The organism is Bifidobacterium apousia (assembly GCF_007559275.1).
GTDB classification, from domain to species: Bacteria; Actinomycetota; Actinomycetes; order Actinomycetales; family Bifidobacteriaceae; genus Bombiscardovia; species Bombiscardovia apousia.
On record NZ_VMHK01000004.1, the window covers coordinates 138,427 to 159,569 of the forward strand.

Consider the following 21,143-nt stretch of genomic DNA (forward strand, 5'->3'; position numbering starts at 1 on the left):
CTGTCCTTGTTCGGGAAACGGCCCGATGCCCACTGATATGCGCGGACTCCATCCTATCCCTGCCTGATCTGGATAGGTGTCGAGCGGTTGCCTGTCTGAACAGATTGGGCTCAGAGTTCATCATCAGAGCCCATCAGTAGTTGCGACCCTTGGGAGGCATGTCGACGATATGAACGGGCTGCCAGGAGACGTTTTCATTGGCATCGATCATGGTGTGAGCCAGGTAGTGTTCGTCATCACGCTGCGGATAATCGCTCCGGTACAGGGCGCCGCGGGATTCCTGACGCCGTAGGCTGGCGTTCAACACAGCCCGAGCCAGGGTCAGCAGGTTGTCCACCTCCATGATGGCGGTCACCTCCTGGTTAAGCACTGCCGTGTCACTGTGTGCATGCAGCTGTCTGGCATCGGCATCCAGGTGATCCAGGCCGCGCAAACCCCTTTCGATGCTGCTCTGATCGCATCGGACGGCAACGGCCTCCTCCATCAGCCGTCCCAGTCGGCCCATCAGTGCGTAAGGGTTGTTCAGGCTGGCATCGTCACCGGTGTCGGGTTCTTCGCCTTGGTTGTCGGCCAATGCTGGTTCCGTGGGCTCCGCCTTGCTTGCGCCAGCCAGCAACACGTCCATGAAGGCCTGACGCCTTTGCAGGGCTGGTGCGAGCGGAGACGTGTCGGTCATGTCGTTTGGCTCGTCGGCTTTGGGCATGGCGGCGGCGATGGTCTGTCCGGTTCTGGTGCCGAAGAGGCAGGCATCCAGCAGGGAGTTGCCGCCCAGTCGGTTGGCTCCGTGAACGCTGACACAGGAGCATTCCCCGGCCGCGAACAGTCCGTCGACGACTCGACGGCGTCCATCCTGCCAGCGATAGACACGGCCGCGATCCGTGATGGGGATGCCTCCCATGGTGTAGTGGGCGGTGGGTTTGACCGGAACCATGTCCACAGTGGGATCCAGTTGGGCGTAGCGATGGATGGTCTCGGTGACCTGGGGGAGCAGGGCGGTCATGCGCTGGCCGTCAATGCCGGTCATGTCCAGCCAGACGCAATCATGAGGCCCGTCCGGGTCCGATGGATCGGCCACCCCGCGACCTGCATCAATCTCGGCCATGATGGAACGGCTGACCACATCCCTGGCGGCCAGGTCGCCGTGTCCCGGCGCGTAGTCCTGCATGAAGGCCCGGCCCTGACTGTTCCTGAGCACGCCGCCTTCTGCGCGGGAGGCTTCTGAAAGCAGGATGCCCGTGTGGCCCAGGCCGGTGGGGTGGAATTGGATGAACTCCACATCCTCCAGCTGCAGGCCGGCCTGCAGGGCGAGCGCCATGCCGTCGCCGGTCAGATCCCAGGAGTTGGAGGTCGTATGGAAGAGTCGGCCGGCCCCGCCCGTGCACAGGACGATATTGTCGGCTTGGATGGCCTGCAGTTTGCCGGCGTGGGTGTCCAGGACGATCAGTCCACGGGCCTGGCCGCCGGATTCCTCATCAGCAGGAGGGTCGACGACCAGATCAGTCACATACCATTCCTCAGCGAACTCGACTCCCAGGTGCAGGCACTGCTGCCAAAGGGCGTGCAGGATCTGATGGCCGATACGGTCGGCTGCATAGGCTGCTCTCCGGACTGGATGGCCGCCATAATCGGCGGTATGGCCGCCAAACTTCCGCTGGGCGATGTGCCCGTCTTCGGTTCTTGAGAAGGCCACCCCGTCATGCTCCAGCTCGATGACGATCCCCGGGGCCTGCTCGGCCAGAATCCGCACGGCATCCTGGTCAGCCAGCCAGTCGCTGCCCTTGATGGTGTCGTAGTAGTGCCAATGCCAGTCGTCTTTCTCCTGGTTGCCCAGACTGGCCGCGATGCCGCCCTCCGCTGATCCGGTGTGGGAGCGCAGGGGTTGCAGCTTGGAGACGACCAGGACCTTTGGCGATAAGCTGCTTTCGCTCCGGTTGCTCTCCAGAGCCCTGTACAGTCCCAGGGCGGTTGACAACCCGGCCGCTCCGGCTCCGACGATGACGGCATCATAGCGGTTTCTGACCTTCTGCGGATTCATACCATTGATACTGTCACAACCCGTTGATAGTGGTGGCCCTTCGGGTCCATGTCTGCTTACGCGGGCAGAATGGGTCTTATGACCGAACTTTCCTTCTCCCAGCAGGTGTATCAGGTCGTCAGGCGGATCCCTCGCGGCAAGGTAGCCACCTACGGTCAGGTCGCCTCCCTGACTGGTCATCCGCGCAACGCCAGGTTCGTAGGTTATGCGCTTCATGACAACCCCGAACCCGGGGTGATTCCCTGTCATCGCGTGGTCTTCCGCGATGGTTCTCTGGCGCCGGGATTCGCCTTTGGCGGTCCGGAACGTCAGCGTCAGCTGCTGGAGGATGAGGGCGTTCATTTTGTTCCTCCGCGTAGTGACGAATCGGCTGGTGCAGACGGCTGGGTGGTGGATTTGGACCGCTGCCGCTGGCAGGCCTGACTCTTCGGGTGCTCAGCTACGACGCATCCGTCCTGCATGTTGATGAGACCACGAATCTCTAGGGATCCCAGCAGTTGCATCAGATGCCTGACAGAGAACTCATGTCCCTGATCGGCCAGTTCCGCGCGAAGCTGTCCCGTCATGGGAGGACCATTCCGACGCTGGCAGATGCGGATAGCCGCCAGCACGGTTGCCTCTTCCTTGGTTAGACACTCGTCATCTGCTTTTTTGCATTCACTGTCAGTCCCCGAATTTGATGGCTGGGTTGAAGAATCCTCTCTGTTCTGAGAGTGGGTTGAAGGTCCGTCTCTATCAGTCCGGGACTGTTCGAGCGCGGTTGGGTCCGATTGACCACCGTTGATGGTCTGGGCCGGATGATCCGAACCAACCGTCGGTATGCGTCGCGCGTTCTGCCTGTTGATTTGGTTATCACACGATTCGGTGGAACTGACTGAAGCGGAGGCTTCTTGACGGACGGACTTGCCGGGGTGAACCGGTCCATGGGCAGGGTGGCAAATGTCTCGGATGTCGGATGCAGATAGGAGTAGCTCCGCCTTGCCCTCATGGATGAGCCGGTTGCAGCCAGTGTTTTCCGGTTGATCGATTCTGCCAGGAGCGGCCAGTACGCGACGACCCAATTCGACGCCCCAGTTGGCTGTGTTCAACGCGCCTGATCTGTGCCGTGCCTGTGCCACCACGATGTCGGAGGCTAGGGCGGCGATGATCCGGTTCCGCAGCAGGAACCGACGCGCCTCGGGGATGGTTCCGGGCGGCAACTCGCTGATCAGTGCGCCGCCATCTGCCTCGATGTTTTCGAACAGACGACTGTTGCGTTTGGGACCCATGTGCAGCAAGCCTCCGGCAAAAACGGCGACCGTGCGTCCGCCGCCAGCAGCCAGGGCTCCCCAGTGGGCGGCGGCATCCGTGCCCATGGCCCCGCCGGAGACGACCAGGTGGCCTTCGCCGGCAGCCTTCCTGGCTATCTGGTGAGCAGTGGACCGACCATACTCGTCACATGTCCTTGACCCGACCACGGCCAAGGGTCGGTCACAGCAGATCAATGTTTCGGGATTGCCTTGCCCCCACAGGCAGAGGGGAGGGGCCCAATCAGAGCGGCGTGCCAGGTCATCCACCTGGCCTGGCCAGCAGGGATCGCTTGGGGTCAACACCCAGAATCGTCCACCGCCAGTCATTATGGTCCGCACCTGGTCGGTGTCCATGGCAAGCAAGGGTGTCAGGCGTCTTCGCCAGGAGTTGCTGATCTTGTGGAACCGGGTGAGATCCTCGGGGCTCGTTTGTCGTCCCCACCGAGCCGTCCCCTTCAGAAAGCGTTCATCCAGTCTCGTGCGAGCAGCATCATGATGGCTGTCAGTCCCTGCCTGGTTTGGCGCTCTTAGTTCGATCAGATTTCGACAAAGATCGGCCGCCTGGTCTGAGCCCAGAAGACAAGCAATCATAAAAGCATCGGGGCCATCTGCCGCTAGAGTCAGCACGGTTCTGGCAAGCCAGTCGCTTTCGACCATGGCCATCGGCTGCGGCTGGCTCTCGGGCATGGTCTTCATCATGGGTTGGGCCATCTCAGACGGCCCTTGTTCTGAGCAGGATGCCGGTGGTCACATCGTCGGCACCGGGGCTGGTCCGTCCGTCCAGGTCTGACAGAGTCCATGCCAGGCGCATGGTTCGGTCGGCCCCGCGCAGACTGATCCGCTGCCTGCGCAGGGCCTGGTCGACGACCAAACGTGCCTTGGCTGATGTGTTCTGGCGCAGCCATTCGCCGCTGATCTGGGCGTTGCAGGTCCAGCCTTCCTTGTGGAAACGCTCTGTTGCCGTCTGGCGGGCGCGGGTCACACGCTGGCGGATCTGAGCGCTGTGCTGGCGCGGACGGTGGTCGTCGAATCCCGGGTCGGTCACCGGGGGGACCGTGGTCTGGATGTCGATGCGGTCCATGATGGGTCCTGAGAGCCTGTTCCAGTAGCGGAGGCGTTCGCGGGGCGTGCAGGTGCAGCGCTCGCCGGTGCCGTATCCGTATCCGCAGGGGCAGGGGTTGGCAGCCATGACCAGCTGGAAACGAGCCGGGAAGGTGGTGCTGCCCTTGGCGCGGGATAGGAAGATTCGCCCGATCTCCAGGGGCTCGCGCAGGGATTGGATCACCCTTGGGGAGAATTCCGGGGCTTCATCCATGAAGAGGACGCCGCGGTGGGCACGGGTGATGGCGCCAGGCGTGGCCAGTCCGGCGCCGCCACCAACCATGGCCGCCATGGAGATCGTATGATGAGGAGCCTCGAAGGGCGGCACATCGGAGATCCCATACTGGCTCAGCGTGCCGCACAGGGATCGGATGGAGGCCACCTCCAGTTGTTGAACAGCATCCAGGACGGGCATGATGCTGGGAAGCCGTGCAGCCAGCATGCTTTTGCCGGCTCCTGGAGGACCGACCATGAGCATGTGATGGCCGCCGGCTGCAGCTACCATCATGGCCCACTTGGTCTCCTCCTGGCCGATCACATCAGCCATGTCCGGCTTGGGCGGAGACGGGTCGGCATTGGCGGGTGAGTTGTCTTCATGACCTGAGTTATTGGGATCCACACTCGCTATGGCGGTTGACTTGTCGGTGTCTAGGTGGCTGTCTAGCTCAGGGGCGGTGATCCTGCTTCGCCCGCCCAAGGCCTGGATAAGCTGGCCCAGGTGGCGTAGTCCCACGACCTCGATATCGGGTACCAGATGAGCCTCGTCCAGGTTGTCTGCAGGGACGAAAGCCCGCGTGATCCCCTGGGATCTGGCCTGCGTCAGGATGGGCAGCAGACCGTTGATGGGCAGAATCGTGCCATCCAGGTTGAGTTCGCCCAATATGACCGTATGGTCCAGGCCTTCCGTCGGCAGCGCACCGCCGGCTTCGAGAACGCTGGTCGCAATGGCCAGGTCGTGTGAGGAGCCGTGCTTGGGTTTTGAAGCTGGGGACATGTTGACGGTGACCCTGGTCTGCGGCCATCGGAATCCGCAGGCTGAGCAGGCGGATTTGACCCGTTCCCGCGACTCGGACAAGGAGGCATCCGGCAGGCCGATGATGGAGAAGTAGGGCAGACCTGGCGAGATGAAGGACTGCACGTGGATCAGGAAGGCCTTGAGACCTATCAGTCCCACGGATTCAGCGGATCCGAGACGCATCAGAAGGCCTCCCTGGTGTGTCTGAGGAAGACCGATCCCGGATTCCATCCGCCCCTGCCCGAACGGTTGGATCCCCTGACGGCCTCGGCGGATGCCGGACAGGAAGCCGGGGGATGGGAGCCCTCGGAATGCATGCTTCTGCCAGGGTCGGACTTGACTGACAGGCTGATGACATCGAAACGGGTGCCGCGATGCCGTGTGCTGGGATCTCGGTCATGGCTGATCAGCCATTGGACTGCAGCGCGACGAAGGTGGGTCTGTTTGCGCGGGCCGACAGCCTGTTCTGGGGATCCGAACCGGCCGGTGCGTCTGGTTTTGACCTCAACGAATACCAAAGTCGCCTCCGGATCCAGGGCGATGATGTCCAGCTCGCCGAACCGGCTTCTCCAATTCCGGGACAGGATTCTCCAGTTCCGTTGTCTCAGCCACTGGCAGGCGTAGTCCTCGCCCAAACGTCCGAGTTCTCGGCTGCTTACGCCCTTGGCCCTGATCTGTCGCTCAACATCTGCCAGCTCCATGTCGATGGATTCATGGTTGCTCGTATTTAACCTTGTTCTTCCAGGCCGCCTGGTTTCTGGATTGTCGGCGGACCTTGTGGAAGCAGGCAGAGCGCTTATGGGCTGCGCGACCGTTGAGTCTGGGATCTTAATATCGGCATCAGTGCTGCCACCCCGGTCGTTGAAAATTGTGCGGAGATTACTTGGTCTAGTCAGTGCTTGTGTGTCCATGTTTCTAGGAGACCACTGGAAGGAGGTCGGCGACTAATAGAACCGGGCATGTGGTCGAATGAACCTGCGCACGCACGAAAGTGGATGAACGAGTGGATTGACGATGCAGACGCTGTACCTATTGCGCTTATCTCTGCATCAGGCAGAGGCGGCAAAGGCAAGAAGGACTGAGACAGAAACCAAGCAAAGCGGAATCAAGAAAAGCAGAACCAAGGAAGCAGCAACGAGTGACACCAAGTAAAGCAAATAAGCAAAGGGAGCAGGGCAACAGGCAGATAAAAAGACCGGAAGACACCGCCGGCGAATTCGCTGGCAACGCCTTCCGGTCTGCTGTGGTCAACCCATCTCTATGACTGATTTATCAGCTTGTCGACCGGTTATTTGGTCGGCAACAATAAGGCGATTGAGTTGGTCTGGATTCCATTCATCCACCTTGGTTTTCCAAACTTGACGAATGCTCGGACTTCTAGACTGCTTCACCGACCTTGGGCTTACTGCTCCTGCATCAGAGCAGTCATCTGCCTCAGATCCAGCTCGAAGCTGACACCGCGCTGCTGATAGTCGGGCTGATTGCGTGTGTGCTGCATGGCCGAGCGGACGAATTCGCCGGCGATCCGGGAGGCATCAGCCAGGCCTCGTCCTGCAAAGAGCGCCCCGCAGAGGCTGGAGGCGAAGGCATCGCCGGTTCCGTGAATCATGAAGGGGAGCTTGTCGTGGATCAGCTCGGTGCGCTCGCTGACTCCACCATGATCTGCCGAGGCCACGAAGTTGCGCAGCTTGCCGTCCTTCCGGTCGATGCCCTTGATGATGACGTTTTTCGCGCCCATGTCCAGCAGGCGGCCCAGACGCTCGCCAACCTGGGCATCGTCGAGGTCCTGGCCTTCGTAGTCGATGCCGGTCAGCAGACTGACCTCGGTCAAGTTGGGCATGAGCAGGTCGGCCCCATCGACCAGGTTGGTCACGGCCCGGCACATTTCCTCGGTGTAGGTGGGGTACATGGACCCGCCGTCGCCCATGACCGGGTCGACCAGCCGCAGGGCCTTGGGGTATTCGCGATACATGCGCTGAATAATGTCGACCTGCTCGGCGCTGCCCAGGAACCCGCTGTAGATTCCGTCCAGTTCGACGCCCTCCTTTTGCCAGGCATCCAGGTATCCCGGCAGCATCTCGGTGGTGTCATGGAAGGTGTAGTCCTTGAACATGGTGTGCGCGCTGAACAGGGCGGTGGGCACCGGGCAAACGTCGCATCCTGCTGCCGAAAGGATGGGAATGGCGGCCGTCAGCGAGCACTTGCCATACCCGCACATGTCATGCACAGCGGCGACTCGGGGGATGTACTTGCTGTCGCGCTGGTAGAGCCTGTTCTGATCGTCCGTCTGTCCGGCCATCTTTGAACTCCTTCATGCCTGCTGAGGCTGTTCGCAGCGGAGTCTTCTCCGTCGCTTACTCGACTCTACAGCGGAGGAGTTAAACGGGAACCGCCGCGTGTGGAATACCGAGATAAAAAAGGCCAGTTTTCAACCTTTTGGAAGCTGTTATAAAAAAGGACGATACCGAAAAGTCCCTTCTGGCTTGAACAGGTGGGCTTGTGCCGCTTATGGTCACATTCGAGAACATGGACGAAGACGCACGTCACCAACAGATAGGAATCGACATGACCGACCAGAACCCGCACAAGTACCATTTCGAGACGCTTCAGCTTCACGTGGGCCAGGAGCAGGCCGACCCAGCCACTGATTCCCGGGCCGTGCCCATCTACGCCACCACCAGCTATGTCTTCCACGACTTCGATCACGCCGAGGCCCGGTTCGCGCTGAAGGACCCGGGCAACATCTACGGCCGTCTGACCAACTCCACCCAGGGGGTCTTCGAGGACAGGATCGCCGCCCTGGAGAACGGCACCGCTGGTTTGGCTGTGGCTTCGGGAGCGGCAGCGGTGGAGTATGCCTTCCGGAACATCACCCAGACCGGGGACCATATCGTGTCCTCCAAGAACATCTACGGCGGAACCTTCAACCTCCTCAAGCACACTCTGCCCCGCGATGGTGTCGAGACCACCTTCGTGGATCCTTCGGACCCGTCCAACTTCGAGTCGGCCATCCAGGACAACACCAAGCTGGTCTTCTTCGAGACCTTCGGCAACCCCAATGCCGACCTGCCCGACTTTGAGGCCATCTCCAAGATCGCCCATGACCATAACCTCCCGGTGATCGTCGACAACACTTTCGCCACTCCTTACCTGTTCCGTCCGTTGGAGCACGGGGCTGACATCGTCGTGGAATCGGCCACCAAGTTCATCGGCGGCCATGGCACCACCCTGGGCGGGGTCGTCGTTGAAGGCGGACAGTTCGACTGGGCGGCAGTGCCCGGCAAGTTCCCCACTCTGACCGAGCCTGACCCCAGCTATCACGGCCTGCGCTTCTACCAGGATCTGGGCGCTGCGGCCTTCGTCACCCGCATTCGCGCCATCCTCCTGCGCGACACCGGCGCCGTCATCTCGCCCTTTGCAGCCTTCCTCCTCCTGCAGGGGACCGAGACGCTCTCGCTGAGGGTTGAGCGCCACGTTGAGAACGCCCTGAAGGTAGTGGATTACTTGCAGACCGTTCCGGAGGTGGAGTCGGTCAGCCATCCGGCTATCGAGGGGCGTCCCGACCACGAGCTCTACAAGCGCTACTTCCCCAACGGCGCCGGCTCCATCTTCACCTTCGATCTGAAGGGCGGCAAGGATGCGGCCAGGGTCTTCATCAACAACCTGCACCTCTTCTCCCTCCTGGCCAACGTGGCTGATGTGAAGTCGTTGGCCATCCATCCGGCATCGACCACCCACTCCCAGGAGACGCCGGAGGAGCTGGAGGATCAGGCCATCCATCCCGGTACCATCAGGCTCTCCATCGGCACGGAGAACATCGAGGACATTCTGGATGACCTCAAGGGTGCCTTCCAGGCATTGAAGGAGTCCGGTCTGGCCGAGTAACCGGCAATCACACTTCCTTCTTGGTGCCATATCTGCGCGATATATGACCGAGAAGGCACAGAAGCAGAAGGTGCCTGTCGAAACCTCATTACGTTTCGATGGGCACCTTTGTATATGCCCTCTCATCCCCTCGCTCCAGTGGGATAGAACACCTGACCAGTCAGGCGGAAACGTTCTGGTGGGTAAGATGGGAGTATGAAACATGGAGCAAAGACGAGGGCGTCTTCCGATTCGTCGTCCGGTGCGGGGAAACCGAGGCAGATCGCTCAGGTGGCCATCAAGGCCAAAGGATTGACCAAGGACTATGGGAGTGGGGAGAACCTGGTCCATGCCCTGCGGGGTGTGGATGTCGAATTCGAACGGGGCAGGTTCACGGTCATCATGGGTCCCTCCGGGTCGGGCAAGTCCACACTCATGCACACCTTGGCGGGCTTGGACACCGTTACCTCCGGACATGTCTACCTGAACGGGACCGATGCCGCCGGCGTGAAGGGCAGCCGGGCCCGTCGTCAAGGAGGGCGGAGGGGAGTGGTCGACCTGACCAAGCTCAACGACAATCAGCTGACCCTCTTGAGGCGCCAGAGCCTGGGCTTCATTTTCCAGAGTTTCAACCTCCTGCCCATGTTTACGGCCAAGCAGAACATCCTCATGCCTCTGATCCTGGATGGGGCCAAGCCAGACACAGCTTGGCTGGACGTTTTGGCCAAGACCCTGGGCTTGGAGGAGAGGCTGAGCCACCGACCCAGCGAGCTTTCGGGTGGTCAGCAGCAACGTGTGGCCATCGCCAGGGCCCTCATCACCAAACCTTCCATTGTCTTTGCTGACGAACCCACGGGAAACCTGGACACTGCATCCTCGACCGAAGTGCTCAGCTTCCTGCGGGATTCGGTTCGCGAGCTGGGGCAGACCATCATCATGGTCACGCATGATGTCTTCGCGGCCTCCTTTGCCGATCGGGCTTTGGTGTTTGCGGATGGGCGAATCGTGGCAGACCAGGACAGACCCACTGTGGATTCCATGAATGCCTTGCTCTCCGAGGAAGTCATGGCCTCTACAGCTACAGCTGACTCGGCTGCTCATCGCTGAGGGGAATGCTCATGTGGTTCGTTGCTAGGAAAATGATGCGGCATGACCTGGGCATGATGGTTCCCGCCGGCATCGCCATTGTCGTCGGAACACTGTTTATCGCCATGACCTTCCTCTTCGGCAACACCATGGACGTTTCCATGCGGCGGATGGTCTCATCCGATGCCGCCCAGGCCAACTACGCCATCATCCCAGCGGAAGGCAACCATTCAGAGCAGAAAAGGGTAAAGGACTTCAAAACCGAGGAGCTGGCAAAAGTCCCAGGTGTTCACGCAGTCAGATCAGACACGCAGCTCATGGCGGATGTCCGCGCCGGCAAGGTCAAGAGCGAGAGCGTGATTGCCATTCCTATGGCGGATTCGTCGCTGATGCCGGTCGGTCTGTCCAAGGGATCCTGGCCTAGCGCTGATGACCAGGTGGTCCTACCCGGGCCGACTGTGTCCAGGCTCAAACTCTCTCTGGGCGACAAGGTGAATCTGAACCTCTCGCCTGACATGCTCTATATTTCCGAGGACCTTGGGCCGAAAGGGCAAGCCAGCGCTGACCAGGTTGCGGGCAGGTTCGTATCGAGGCCGCTGACCTTGTCGGGTGTCAGTTCGAACCAGGGCAACGAGGGCGACAGGTTTGGCGAATCGGGCGGCGCAATCGTGCTGTCCCCCAAGACCATAGATGCCTTGATGACAACAGCAGGTCTTGGCAACATGGGCAACCTGTATGCCCAGAACATCTACCTGAATGTTGGCGGGCAGGGCAGCGACCTCGATGGGAGTCTGGCCTCTCTGCGCAAGCTCATGCCTTCCGGCTACTCCCTTGAGGACCGTCACACTATGGAGGACCGACTGGTCAAGACCGCGCTCGGCGGTTCCCAAAACCCTGTGACCACCTTCCTTCTGGTATTTGGCACGCTGGCCATGTTTGTGGCTGCCACAGTTATCGCCAACACCTTCCAGGTTATGGTGGCTCGGCAACGTCGCTACCTGGCCCTCCTGAGGACGATTGGCGCCAATAAGGGGCAGGTCCGGGCCAGCGTCCTGTTGCGCTCCGTCATCCTGGGGGCTGTGGCCTCCCTGATCGGGGTCGGCGCCGCCATCGGCATCATGGCCATTCTGGGTGTAGCTAAAGCTCATACGAGTTCCCTCTACTTCCAATTGAAGCTGACTCCGGCAGTTATCCTGGTGCCTCTCGTTTTCGGCATCGTCGTTACGGTCTTGGCCTCCCTGGGATCTTCATGGGCCGCCACCAGGGTCAGTCCTTTGGAGGCGCTGAGGCCTGCCGATCTTTTGCAGAACAAGCGGACGAGCAGAATACGACTGTTTGTCAGCGTGGTCATGATTCTGCTGGGCATCACCATGACGGTCTGGTCTCTCTGGCAGGTCAGGCTTAATGTCACGGCAGACAAGGCCAGCAAGGCATCCGGAGATGGGCCCAACATTGTTGCCGCGATGGCTGTCATCGGCATTGTCCTTGCCTTCCTAGGTATCCTTTTCAGCGCCAATCGTTGGATTCCTTTCATGCTCAAGGGAGTCGGGTCCCTGGTTTCGCGGATTGGGCCCTCGTCCACAATCGCCGTGGCTAACATTGCACGGAATCATTCCCGTGTGGCGGCAACAGGTACCGCCCTCCTGATCGGCGTAACGCTGGTCGCCACCCTGACCACGGGCGCCGCCAGCGCCAAGCAGACCATGGCCGACATGATGGATGAGCACTACTCGGTCGATCTGCAGATCAGCGCCGATGGCCTGGATACCAAGGCTCTGAACGCCATTCGACGGATCGACGGGGTCGCGCAGGCCGAACTGGTGCCCCAGTATGCTGCCATGGTCAAATCAGGCGGCGAGAACGGTGCGGGGATGACTATTTTCGCCCTGGATTCAAACAAGATCGATCGCCTCCTGAATGCCCAGGTCGGCAAGGATCTTTCCGGACAAGATGCCCTTCTGCTTCCAAAAAGCCTCATGAATAAACAGAAGGATTTTCATGACGGCGGAAATCTGGGGCTCAATGTACTCAACCCGATTCAAAGCGACGCTCAAGGCGGATCTGCATCGGTGGCTCAAAGACTCTTCGTGACCAGTGTCTATGCGCCCTTCCAGGGGATTGATGCCAGCAATTTATATGGCCTGACCGACTCCTCCTCGCTCAATGGCGTTCAGCCTCAGACCGTGCAGATCTGGGCCAAGGTCGATGGCTCGCCAACAGTCTCGGCGTTCATAGACAAGGTGAAGAGTGCACTTTCTGGGTATTCGGCTGTTTCCGTGAAGGGCGGGCTGGCTGAGAAACAACAGTGGGACCGGACCATCGACAACTTGCTCATGATTATCCTGGCCCTGCTGGCGGTGGCGGTGGCTATCGCCTTGATCGGCGTGGCCAACACGCTTTCCCTTTCGGTGCTGGAACGCCGACGAGAGTCGGCCACCCTGCGTGCCATTGGGATGACTCGCAAGCAGATCAGACGGTCCTTGGCTGTGGAATCAGGGCTGATAGCCTTGGGGTCGTCCTTGTCTGGCATGGTCCTGGGCCTGCTCTTCGGCTGGGCTGCAGCCTATGAGATCTTCTCCTCTCTGGGGACGGTGGCTTTCCCCATTCCCTGGTCCACTGGACTGGTGATTCTGGTGGTGGCACTCGTAGCGGCGATCCTGGCAAGCGTCCTGCCAGCAAGACGCGTCAACCGGACTCCACCGGTTGTGGCTCTTGCTGAGGAATGACGGCAAGCAACCACCGCGCATCATAAGCACCAGCCTTTATCCCAGCGCGCCTTGGTCGGTGCCGGGAATGATTGATTTGTCTCCCCAGATGCCGTCTTCACTGATGCTGCTTGGAAGCGAGCCGGCTTGAGCGAAGGGACCTTGATATTCCCGTAGTCAATCAAGGGGATCGGGGCAATTGTTTCAATCCCTTGGTCCGATGGTTGCATGTCTTGAGGCTCACGTCTTTTGCGCTGAACATGGTGTTCTTCATCTCCCAGATGTCCATCCCCGCCGCCCCGCGTTGATTTGGATGGTGCCAGCCTAACAGGAAGCGTTTTTCAGCGCACTCATCCGTAAGGATGATTGTTTTCATCGCTCCTAGGGACCATATCGCAGCAGCTGATAGCCGCATAGGGTCAGAAGCAGACGGGAGAAAGGCTTCCTGACGGATAAGGAGCACCATGCAGCACAAAACGGATACCGCGTCTTCGCAAGGGTTAATCGACAGTGCGGGCACAGGCGTCGCGGGACCACCGGCCGTCAGCGCCAGGCAGCTGACCAAGGATTATGGGCAAGGTTCGAATGCTGTCCATGCCCTGCGCGGAATTGACGTGAATTTTGAACGTGGCCGGTTCACGGCCATCATGGGGCCTTCAGGTTCGGGCAAGTCAACGCTTATGCACGTTCTTGCCGGTCTGGATACTGTCACCTCTGGTCATGTCTATATGGCCGCTGATCTTCTGTACCCGAAGAGTGGACATCGTCATCATCCATCGATCGATCAGGCTGGCCGAGTCGATCTGACACGACTGGACGACCGTCAGCTGACCCTGATCAGGCGGCGGCATCTGGGATTCATCTTCCAGAGCTTCAACCTGCTGCCTATGTTCACTGCCAAACAGAACATCCTCATGCCGCTGGTACTGGATGGCGTTCGGCCCGACAACTCGTGGATGGAGCAGCTGGTTGAGACGCTGGGTTTGTCGGAGAGGCTGAACCATCTTCCCGGTGAATTATCCGGGGGACAGCAGCAGCGGGTCGCCATCGCCAGAGCGCTGATAACCAAACCCGGTCTGGTCTTCGCGGATGAACCGACGGGGAACCTGGACCTGGCCGCCAGCACTGGTGTTCTGAAGTTCCTGCGCGATTCCGTACGCGAGTTGAACCAGACCGTCATCATGGTCACCCATGATGCCTATGCCGCATCCTATGCCGACCGTGCGCTGGTCTTTGCCGACGGACAGATCGTTGCGGACCGACAGAATCCGACGGTGAAAGCCATGAACGATCTTCTGGCTGAACAAGTTTCGGCTGGCGCTGCTGGCTATTCCCAGGTACAGGACTAGGGGGTGCATTGTGTGGCGGATAACCCGTACGATGATGAAGCGCGAAGCACGAATGATGATGCCGGCTGGTCTGGCCATCGTGATCGGCACCCTCTTTATGTGCCTGACACTTCTTTTTGGCAACGTGGCGAATGCCTCCATGCGTCGCGAGATCAGCATGGATGCCGGCCAAGCCAATTATGCTGTGACCTCCAGAAGGGATCAGGACAAGCCAATTCTGTTCGACGAGTTCGATAGCAGGGGGCTGTCGAAACTGCAGGGGGTTCGTGGTCTGCGCCCCGATGTCAACCTCATGGTGGATACGGAAGCAAACGGTCAGTCCAGCAAGGGGATTCTGGCGATTATGGGTGCCAGCCAGGAGCTCATGCCTATCGATTTGGATCGTGGACAATGGCCGGATTCAGACGATCAGGTGGTACTGCCGCGTTCCGTCGCCGACAGGCTCCGGGCGGGCCTTGGGGATAAGGTGCGCCTCCATCTGTCCCCGTTGATGCTGCCAGGAAGTGATAATGCTCAGGATTCTTCAAATAAAGAGAGCCTTGTTCACCAAGGCACTGTGGACTTGACCATCTCAGGTATCAGCAAGAGCCGTGGTGGACAGTACGACGACTTCGGCGGAGCTGTGGTGCTGACGGGTTCCCGGATTGATCGTCTGCTGACTAAGGCGGGAATGGTTGGACCGGCGTCCCCTCCTGTGGAAAACATCTATCTGCAGGTTGATGGCCAAGGCAAGGAACTTCAGAACACTCTGCATGACATCAGTCGATACGTTCCCGACGGATACCGGCTGGAGGACCGTCGCGCCATGGAGGACAGGCTGCTCAGTGAGCAGACCGGCAATGGTGTGAACATCATGACTGTCTTCCTCATGACTTTCGGTGTACTGGCCATGGTAGTGGCTGCCTTGGTGATTGCCAACACCTTCCAGATCATGGTGGCCCGACAGCGCAGGTATCTGGCCCTGCTGAGGGTCATTGGTGCGGATCGACGGCAAATCAGGTTAGGCGTGCTGCAGCAGGCCCTGCTTCTTGGTGTCATATCGTCCTTGATTGGCATCCTGCTGGCCATGGGTTTGATGGGTCTTGCCGGTTGCCTCGGTTTGCATTCGGGCACCATGAAGCTTGCACTCCTGCCTACCCCTGCCGCCCTTCTTCTTCCGTTTATGCTCGGCGTTCTGGCAACCTTGGTGGCTGCCTTTGGTTCTACTCGTATGGCTATCAGGGTCAGACCGCTTGAAGCCCTGCAACCAGTGGATTATCAGGAGCGAGGAAGCAGGAAACGGATCGGTTTACTGATCAGCATCCTGTTGGCGGTCATTGGCATAGCGTTCGTGATCTGGTCCTCTTGGCGTGTCAGGGAGCTAGTCAGGACAAACACCGGCGACACAGTCCAGACCACTAATCAGCAGGAACTCTTGCTCGGTCTCGCGGTATTGGGTGTTTTGCTGATTTTTCTGGGTGCGCTGATCGGTGCGCGTCGATGGATTCCGGCTCTTCTGCGTTGCCTGGGTAGACCTGTGTCCCGGATTGGACCATCTTGCAGGGTTGGAGTGGCGAATATTGCTCGAAATCCCTCACGAGTCGCTGCCACAGGTGTTGCTCTGCTGATCGGTGTAACCCTGGTCTCCACTCTGGCTACAGGTGCGGTAACCACTAAACGGACCTTGGCTAAGGATATTGATCAGCGTTATTCCTTGGATATTGAAATATCTGGTCAGGGGCTGAATAAGAATAATGTGCGGGCCATTCAGCGTATCAAAGGTGTCGCTGATGCAGAGCTGGTGCAGCGATTCAATGCCAAGGTCGAGTCAGGAGGCCCCTCACAAGATTCCTTGACTGTCTATGCCTTGGATGCTTCACGTATCAGGCGTGTGCTTCATGCCGATCTGGGTCCAGGTATGCAAAAGTCGGATGCACTGCTGGTGTCGACCAGAACGATTTCCAAGCATTCCGGTTACCGGAACGGAAGTCAGTTGAAGTTGTTGATAGCTGATCCTCAGGCGGACGATGAACGTGAAAAAGAGGCAGTTGCGAGAAGAACATTGACCGGGGTCTTTGCAGGATTCGGCGGGCTGGATACCAGTGGCGTCTATGCAATCACGGATTCCCGGAACGTTGCTGGGATAAACACCAAGACGCATGAAATCTGGATCAGGACGCAGGGAGATCGTGATGCCGCACTGCTCTTGGATGACATACGTCAGGCTGTCGGAGAGCATGACGACATGGCTATCAGCGGTGGGCTGACGCAAAAGAGGCTATGGGGCGAAAGAATCGATTCCTTGTTGGCGATCATGGTGGCGTTGCTGGGCGTTGCCGTCATCATTGCCCTCATAGGAGTCTCCAACACTTTGATGATGTCGGTGCTGGAACGCCGTCGTGAGACCGCCACGCTCAGAGCAATCGGTATGAGCAGCGTCCAGGTTCGCCGATCTTTGGGAGTCGAAGCCTGCATGATTGCCCTAGGAGCCAGTCTGGCTGGAATCGTTCTAGGAATGCTATTCGGGTGGATAGGAGCCTATCAGGTCTTTGTGCCCATAGGATCCGTGACCTTCACCGTGCCATGGTCGGCTTTTGCGCTGATACTGCCGGTGGCCTTGCTGGCTGCGGTGGCAGCCAGTGTGCTGCCAGCCAGGGAGGCAGTCAAGGTTTCACCCATTGAGGCGCTCAGTGACGATTGATGCTGGCTGATGGCTTGGTTCATACCAGATGGTTTTCGTAAGCGAAGACCACTGCTTGGACGCGGTCGCGGGCATTGATTTTCTGAAGAATATGAGTGACATGGGTTTTCACTGTGGGCAGTGAGATCCCCAGATTGTCAGCAATCTCCTGGTTGCTCAGGCCCTGGGCTATGTGAACCAGGACCTGCAACTCGCGGTCAGTGAGCAGGTCCGCTTCGGGATCGCGATAGGTTGAACCCGATGGCATGGATCCGGTCGTAGGCATGTCATGAGCCATATGTTCGATCAGTCGTTTTGTAGCCGAAGGGGCGATGATCGCATTGCCCTGGTGAACTGTACGGATGGAGGACAAGAGGGTTTCAGGTTCGGTATCCTTGAGCAGAAATCCTGATGCGCCGGCTTTTATGGCAGCCATGACGTATTCGTCAAGATCGAAGGTGGTCAGCACAATGACCCTGGGTTCCGGACGGTCAGGCGACAGAGCAGTGATCCGGCGGGTGGCTGTCAAACCATTCATACCGGGCATTCGGACATCCATGAGGATCACATCAGGCCGCAGGCGTGAAGCCAGGTCCACCGCTTGCTCACCGTCCGCGCCTTGGCCAACCACGGTCATGTCATCCTGGGAGCCGATGACCATGGCAAAGCCAGCCCGGACCAGATCCTGGTCATCCACGATGGCAACGCTGATGGGTTCGGTCCGTTCCATGACTGCCTGCTTCTTTCCGCTAGATGATGGTCAGCGCCACCATCCGATTTTATCCGAGTCGAGTGTGGCTGGGAATTGCGACTGGTTTCAATTTGTAGCCAAGGTAATCGCTATCTGATTGAGTGTTGCCTAAGCGATGGTTGTCTGATGATTGTTACCGAAATAACTGTTGACGGAGCCACTGTCAAATGTTGAAGTGAGGCGCTTCTGTCGTTGATTCCTGGGCTGGGCTGATCTTCAGGTCCGTGATTCATAGAATGCTCCATTCTTCCGGTGGGCTGATTGCCTGCTGTGTTCGTTTCCTGTGTATCCATTTTCTGTGTGCTCGCCATAGGAGGTGCACATCATCAAGAACGCTCATGTCTGGAGTCCGGTTGGTCCGATCAGACATGCTTTGGTTCCTTATCCTGTTGTGACTGTTGCTGAGGGTTGTCAGGCTGATCGTCAATATCTACTGGAAGGGGTTTGGCTGGGTGAAGAGGCGGCAAAGGTGCGGTCTTGTGGGTAGGATCGACCATATGGTTCCTGTCTGAATCGAGGCTCGTGTCTGAGGAATTGGCGGTGTCAGTGTTTGAGTGCGAATCAGTGCTGGAACTGTGACGCAGGACTGTGAGTAGTTGTCGCATACGAGCCAGGGCCTGGCGTCCGTGGGTTGCAATGTCGCCGAAGGCTTGTGCTACCTGCTCTTGGGGAGGGTCCACCTCCTTGACTTGGTAATCGTTCAACTCGGCGATGGCCTTGCCGGTGGATGTAATGACTGTATTCAGTGTGGCGGCCACCTCTACCTGCATGGTGGCGCCGATAAGTTCACGCTCTTGGTTGGCTGCCAGAGCCTGGCTTTCCTGCAAGGTCTGGTTTAGTGCGCGCTCGCGTTCCTGCTGGAGAAGCAGGACCGAACCACGAGTGCGTCGGCGTGAGGCAATCAGAATGGTCAGCAGGCAGATCAAGGCCGGTGTGGCCATCACTATGAAAAGCGTTAGATGGGATGCAGAGAAAGGTGAACCTGCTGGTCCTTTTGTCATGTAGGACAAAATGGTGGGACACCCTTGGTTATTGACTGCACATCTGACAGCCCACAAAACCATATCCGTGATGACCGCGAACGGAACCCAGCGCCTGGTGGAGTTTTTACCGTAAACCATCGCCGAATAGACGGCGATCGGGGATAAGACTGCAGCTTCCGGCAGCCAGGGCGAGAAGAGCAGCAGCAGGGCGGCGACTGCAGCCACTATGGCGGCGCAAATGTCGGGACGGACCCTGCGCACAATCAGGGGCAAAGTGATAGCTAGTGTGGCAATGATTCTTACTGGCCGACCTGGATCATATTGGGGAGTGACAGGTGCTATGGCGAGAGCTTGACCTGGATTTTCTACCAATACGACTCCGATTACCAGACCCAGGTCGGCCGTCAGCGGATGGCGTTGAAACCAAACGAAGAGCGTGGAGACAATCGAACGCAAGGACCATTGCGTTTGTCGGTTGGCATGTATTACTCCTTCAGGGTCGGATTTTGGCGGAGTAGCAAAAGGAATCCGCGCCTGGAGGTGGTAACCGCCTTTTGACTTGGGACCAGCTTGGAGGCTGCCTCCCAGGGAAGTCAGGCGTTCGCGCATTCCCAAAAGGCCGAAACCTGAATGCTCAGGTCGGTCCATCTGCGGCGGAGAATCTGAATTGGTAGTGGCATGGTCGAGCGGTTGGTCGTCAATGGTTAGGCACAGACCGTCTGTGAGCCACTGTTCTTCAATTAGCACATCCGAAGCTGGAGCGGCATGCTTGCGAACATTGGTCAAGGCTTCTTGAAGGACCCGATAAGCAGTCATGGCGCGGCTTCGATCCAACTTTTCAGGGTGGGGTCGGCCTTTGACACGTCGGTTGAATTGGGATTCGGGCTGAGTGCGTTGGGCAGCATCTATCAGGTCAGACCATGATCCGTAGCTGGTCGGCGGATTGCTTGAAGAGGTGGCAACTGAGGGCCAAATACACGCATTGTCGGCCGTGTCAATGTTGGCCTTGGCAGTGTTAGCAGCTGGAGTCTCTTTGCTTGTATGAAGATAGTCGCTGGCTTGACTTGGCTGAGTGCGATCTGTTCCGGCTGGATCCGGATCATCAGCGTTTGCGGATTGACGAGCGGAATTCGTTTGGGTAGTTGCTTGAGATTGGTCAAGGGGATGGATGTCGGCAGGGTCCATTGGTGGTGGTGAAGACGGGTGCTGATTGGGAGGAGAATCCACAGTTTTTTGGCTGGTTTCGGCCGCTGGGTTGGTCGGTGATTTGAGCTTGCCGAAGAGGGAGCTCAGCTCGCGTAGGGCGCGACGGCTCTCTTGATCGATGGTTCGCATGGTCTTGAAGGCCAGGCTTGCATCGGTAGTGGCTGCGTATCTGCCGGCATCGGCCTGCACGATGACGATGGACAGTGTGTGGGCGACGACATCATGCATGTCACGGGCTATGCGGGCCCGCTCAGCGCTGGCAGACAGGGCGGCGCTCTGTTCTGCCTGCAGGGCCAGGGCGTGGTTGCGTCGACGAGCCTCGTCAAGGGCATCTCGCCTGGTCCGCGTCCAGTAGGCTGCGACGATGGCTAGGAGCAGTAAAAGCCCTTCGATCAGAAAATTCGATAGGAAGGTGGTCGCCAGTTTTCTGAATGAGATCGGCCACATTGAGGTACGGTCCGGCTGTGCTCTGCCAGGAGGCAGAAACCTCAAATCGACCAATGTGAAGATACAGCAGGATAGGGGCGTCATGACCCAGGCCAAGGTCAGGTAGAGTCGACGCAAGGATGGGCGTCCGTAAAGCAGACATGAATAGACCATAACCAGGCAGACTGCATCGGCGGGCATGATGGCTGGTCCCAAGAAAAGCTGAGCCAGAGCCACAGCGACGAAGAGCCAGGCTGCCAGGTCGGGGAATCGACGACGGATAACGACAGGGGCTATGAGCAGGACCGTCCACATCAGGATTAGGTTTTCCTGCAAGGGGATTAGGGCTCCATCTTTGAGATTGGCGGTGGAGCCGCTCATTAGAAGAAGCAGAAGGATGGCGAAGAGAGCGTCAGTCAGCAGCGTTCGATTGTTGGACCTGGTGATTGGTCGCTGCGTTGTTTGACTGGCTGTGCTCATGGAATCAACACTATTCAGGGACGGAGGGAGGTGCCATCAGTCCGAGGGATGATGTGGTCAAATGTGGTCCCAGGCTGTCCGAAAGTGGATAAGTCGGAGCAGTCGCGATCGGGAGTGGGTGCTGAATGGCGATTCGGAAGATAGTGAGTCGGAAGATGGCGGCTTTGCAGATGGCGATTGCCGTTATCAGTCTA

General features: G+C 58.7%; 14 protein-coding genes and 1 pseudogene. 7 read left to right on the top strand and 8 right to left on the bottom strand.

Annotated elements, in window-relative coordinates; genetic code table 11:
* Positions 1–133: 133 nt before the first annotated feature.
* Positions 134–2,035: an FAD-dependent oxidoreductase gene (locus tag FPK30_RS06490; protein WP_144085807.1), complete on the bottom strand. Its 1,902-nt coding sequence runs from the start codon at positions 2,033–2,035 to the stop codon at positions 134–136.
* A 78-nt stretch (positions 2,036–2,113) separates the two neighbouring features.
* On the opposite strand from FPK30_RS06490, the gene FPK30_RS06495 reads away from it, so the two are divergent.
* Entirely contained in the window at positions 2,114–2,458 is a 345-nt protein-coding gene (locus FPK30_RS06495; RefSeq protein WP_024626499.1) for an MGMT family protein, read from the top strand.
* Here the strand turns inward: FPK30_RS06495 and FPK30_RS06500 are convergent.
* The 4 genes from FPK30_RS06500 to FPK30_RS06515 form a co-directional block, all read right to left on the bottom strand.
* Entirely contained in the window at positions 2,374–4,035 is a 1,662-nt protein-coding gene (locus FPK30_RS06500) for a DNA-processing protein DprA (protein ID WP_232341816.1), read from the bottom strand. The two genes, FPK30_RS06495 and FPK30_RS06500, sit on opposite strands and share 85 nt — an antisense overlap.
* A 1-nt stretch (position 4,036) precedes the next feature.
* Positions 4,037–5,623: a YifB family Mg chelatase-like AAA ATPase gene (locus FPK30_RS06505; protein ID WP_144085808.1), complete on the bottom strand. Its 1,587-nt coding sequence runs from the start codon at positions 5,621–5,623 to the stop codon at positions 4,037–4,039.
* Positions 5,623–6,141 carry a YraN family protein gene (locus FPK30_RS06510; RefSeq protein WP_144085809.1) on the bottom strand — a complete coding sequence of 173 codons (519 nt, stop codon included), beginning with the start codon at positions 6,139–6,141 and terminating at the stop codon, positions 5,623–5,625. The genes FPK30_RS06505 and FPK30_RS06510 overlap by 1 nt, the downstream gene beginning before the upstream one ends.
* 701 nt (positions 6,142–6,842) lie before the next feature.
* Positions 6,843–7,739, bottom strand: coding sequence for a pyridoxamine kinase (locus FPK30_RS06515; protein WP_144085810.1), 897 nt, complete (start codon positions 7,737–7,739; stop codon positions 6,843–6,845).
* Positions 7,740–8,005: 266 nt separating this feature from the next.
* On the opposite strand from FPK30_RS06515, the gene FPK30_RS06520 reads away from it, so the two are divergent.
* From FPK30_RS06520 to FPK30_RS06530, 3 genes are all read left to right on the top strand, one after another.
* A complete protein-coding gene (locus FPK30_RS06520; RefSeq protein WP_121914310.1) occupies positions 8,006–9,325 on the top strand; it encodes an O-acetylhomoserine aminocarboxypropyltransferase/cysteine synthase family protein in 1,320 nt (439 codons plus the stop codon).
* A gap of 195 nt (positions 9,326–9,520) precedes the next feature.
* The gene (locus FPK30_RS06525; protein ID WP_232345922.1) at positions 9,521–10,411 is read left to right on the top strand and encodes an ABC transporter ATP-binding protein; all 891 of its coding nucleotides are present in this window, start codon (positions 9,521–9,523) and stop codon (positions 10,409–10,411) included.
* 11 nt (positions 10,412–10,422) lie between these two features.
* Complete coding sequence (locus FPK30_RS06530) at positions 10,423–13,116, top strand: ABC transporter permease (protein ID WP_183129724.1); 2,694 nt, start codon at positions 10,423–10,425, stop codon at positions 13,114–13,116.
* A 160-nt stretch (positions 13,117–13,276) separates the two neighbouring features.
* Here the strand turns inward: FPK30_RS06530 and FPK30_RS06535 are convergent, their stop codons facing one another.
* Positions 13,277–13,471, bottom strand: a complete 195-nt coding sequence (locus tag FPK30_RS06535) for a hypothetical protein (RefSeq protein WP_121914279.1) — start codon at positions 13,469–13,471, stop codon at positions 13,277–13,279.
* A gap of 88 nt (positions 13,472–13,559) precedes the next feature.
* On the opposite strand from FPK30_RS06535, the gene FPK30_RS06540 reads away from it, so the two are divergent.
* The 3 genes and pseudogenes from FPK30_RS06540 to FPK30_RS06545 all read left to right on the top strand — a co-directional run bounded on the left by FPK30_RS06540 (position 13,560) and on the right by FPK30_RS06545 (position 17,124).
* Positions 13,560–14,444 carry an ABC transporter ATP-binding protein gene (locus FPK30_RS06540; protein WP_144085811.1) on the top strand — a complete coding sequence of 295 codons (885 nt, stop codon included), beginning with the start codon at positions 13,560–13,562 and terminating at the stop codon, positions 14,442–14,444.
* 58 nt (positions 14,445–14,502) lie between these two features.
* Positions 14,503–15,150, top strand: a pseudogene (locus FPK30_RS08360) (ABC transporter permease); the annotation flags it as partial.
* Positions 15,151–15,249: 99 nt separating this feature from the next.
* Positions 15,250–17,124 (top strand): FtsX-like permease family protein, encoded by a 1,875-nt coding sequence (locus FPK30_RS06545; RefSeq protein WP_260804471.1) that lies wholly within the window; start codon positions 15,250–15,252, stop codon positions 17,122–17,124.
* A gap of 19 nt (positions 17,125–17,143) precedes the next feature.
* On the opposite strand, the gene FPK30_RS06550 is transcribed toward FPK30_RS06545, so the two are convergent.
* Both FPK30_RS06550 and FPK30_RS06555 read right to left on the bottom strand, forming a co-directional pair.
* Positions 17,144–17,833: a response regulator gene (locus FPK30_RS06550; protein ID WP_144085813.1), complete on the bottom strand. Its 690-nt coding sequence runs from the start codon at positions 17,831–17,833 to the stop codon at positions 17,144–17,146.
* Between the two features lie 383 nt (positions 17,834–18,216).
* Positions 18,217–20,949, bottom strand: a complete 2,733-nt coding sequence (locus FPK30_RS06555) for a sensor histidine kinase (RefSeq protein ID WP_144085814.1) — start codon at positions 20,947–20,949, stop codon at positions 18,217–18,219.
* Between the last annotated feature and the right edge of the window lie 194 nt (positions 20,950–21,143).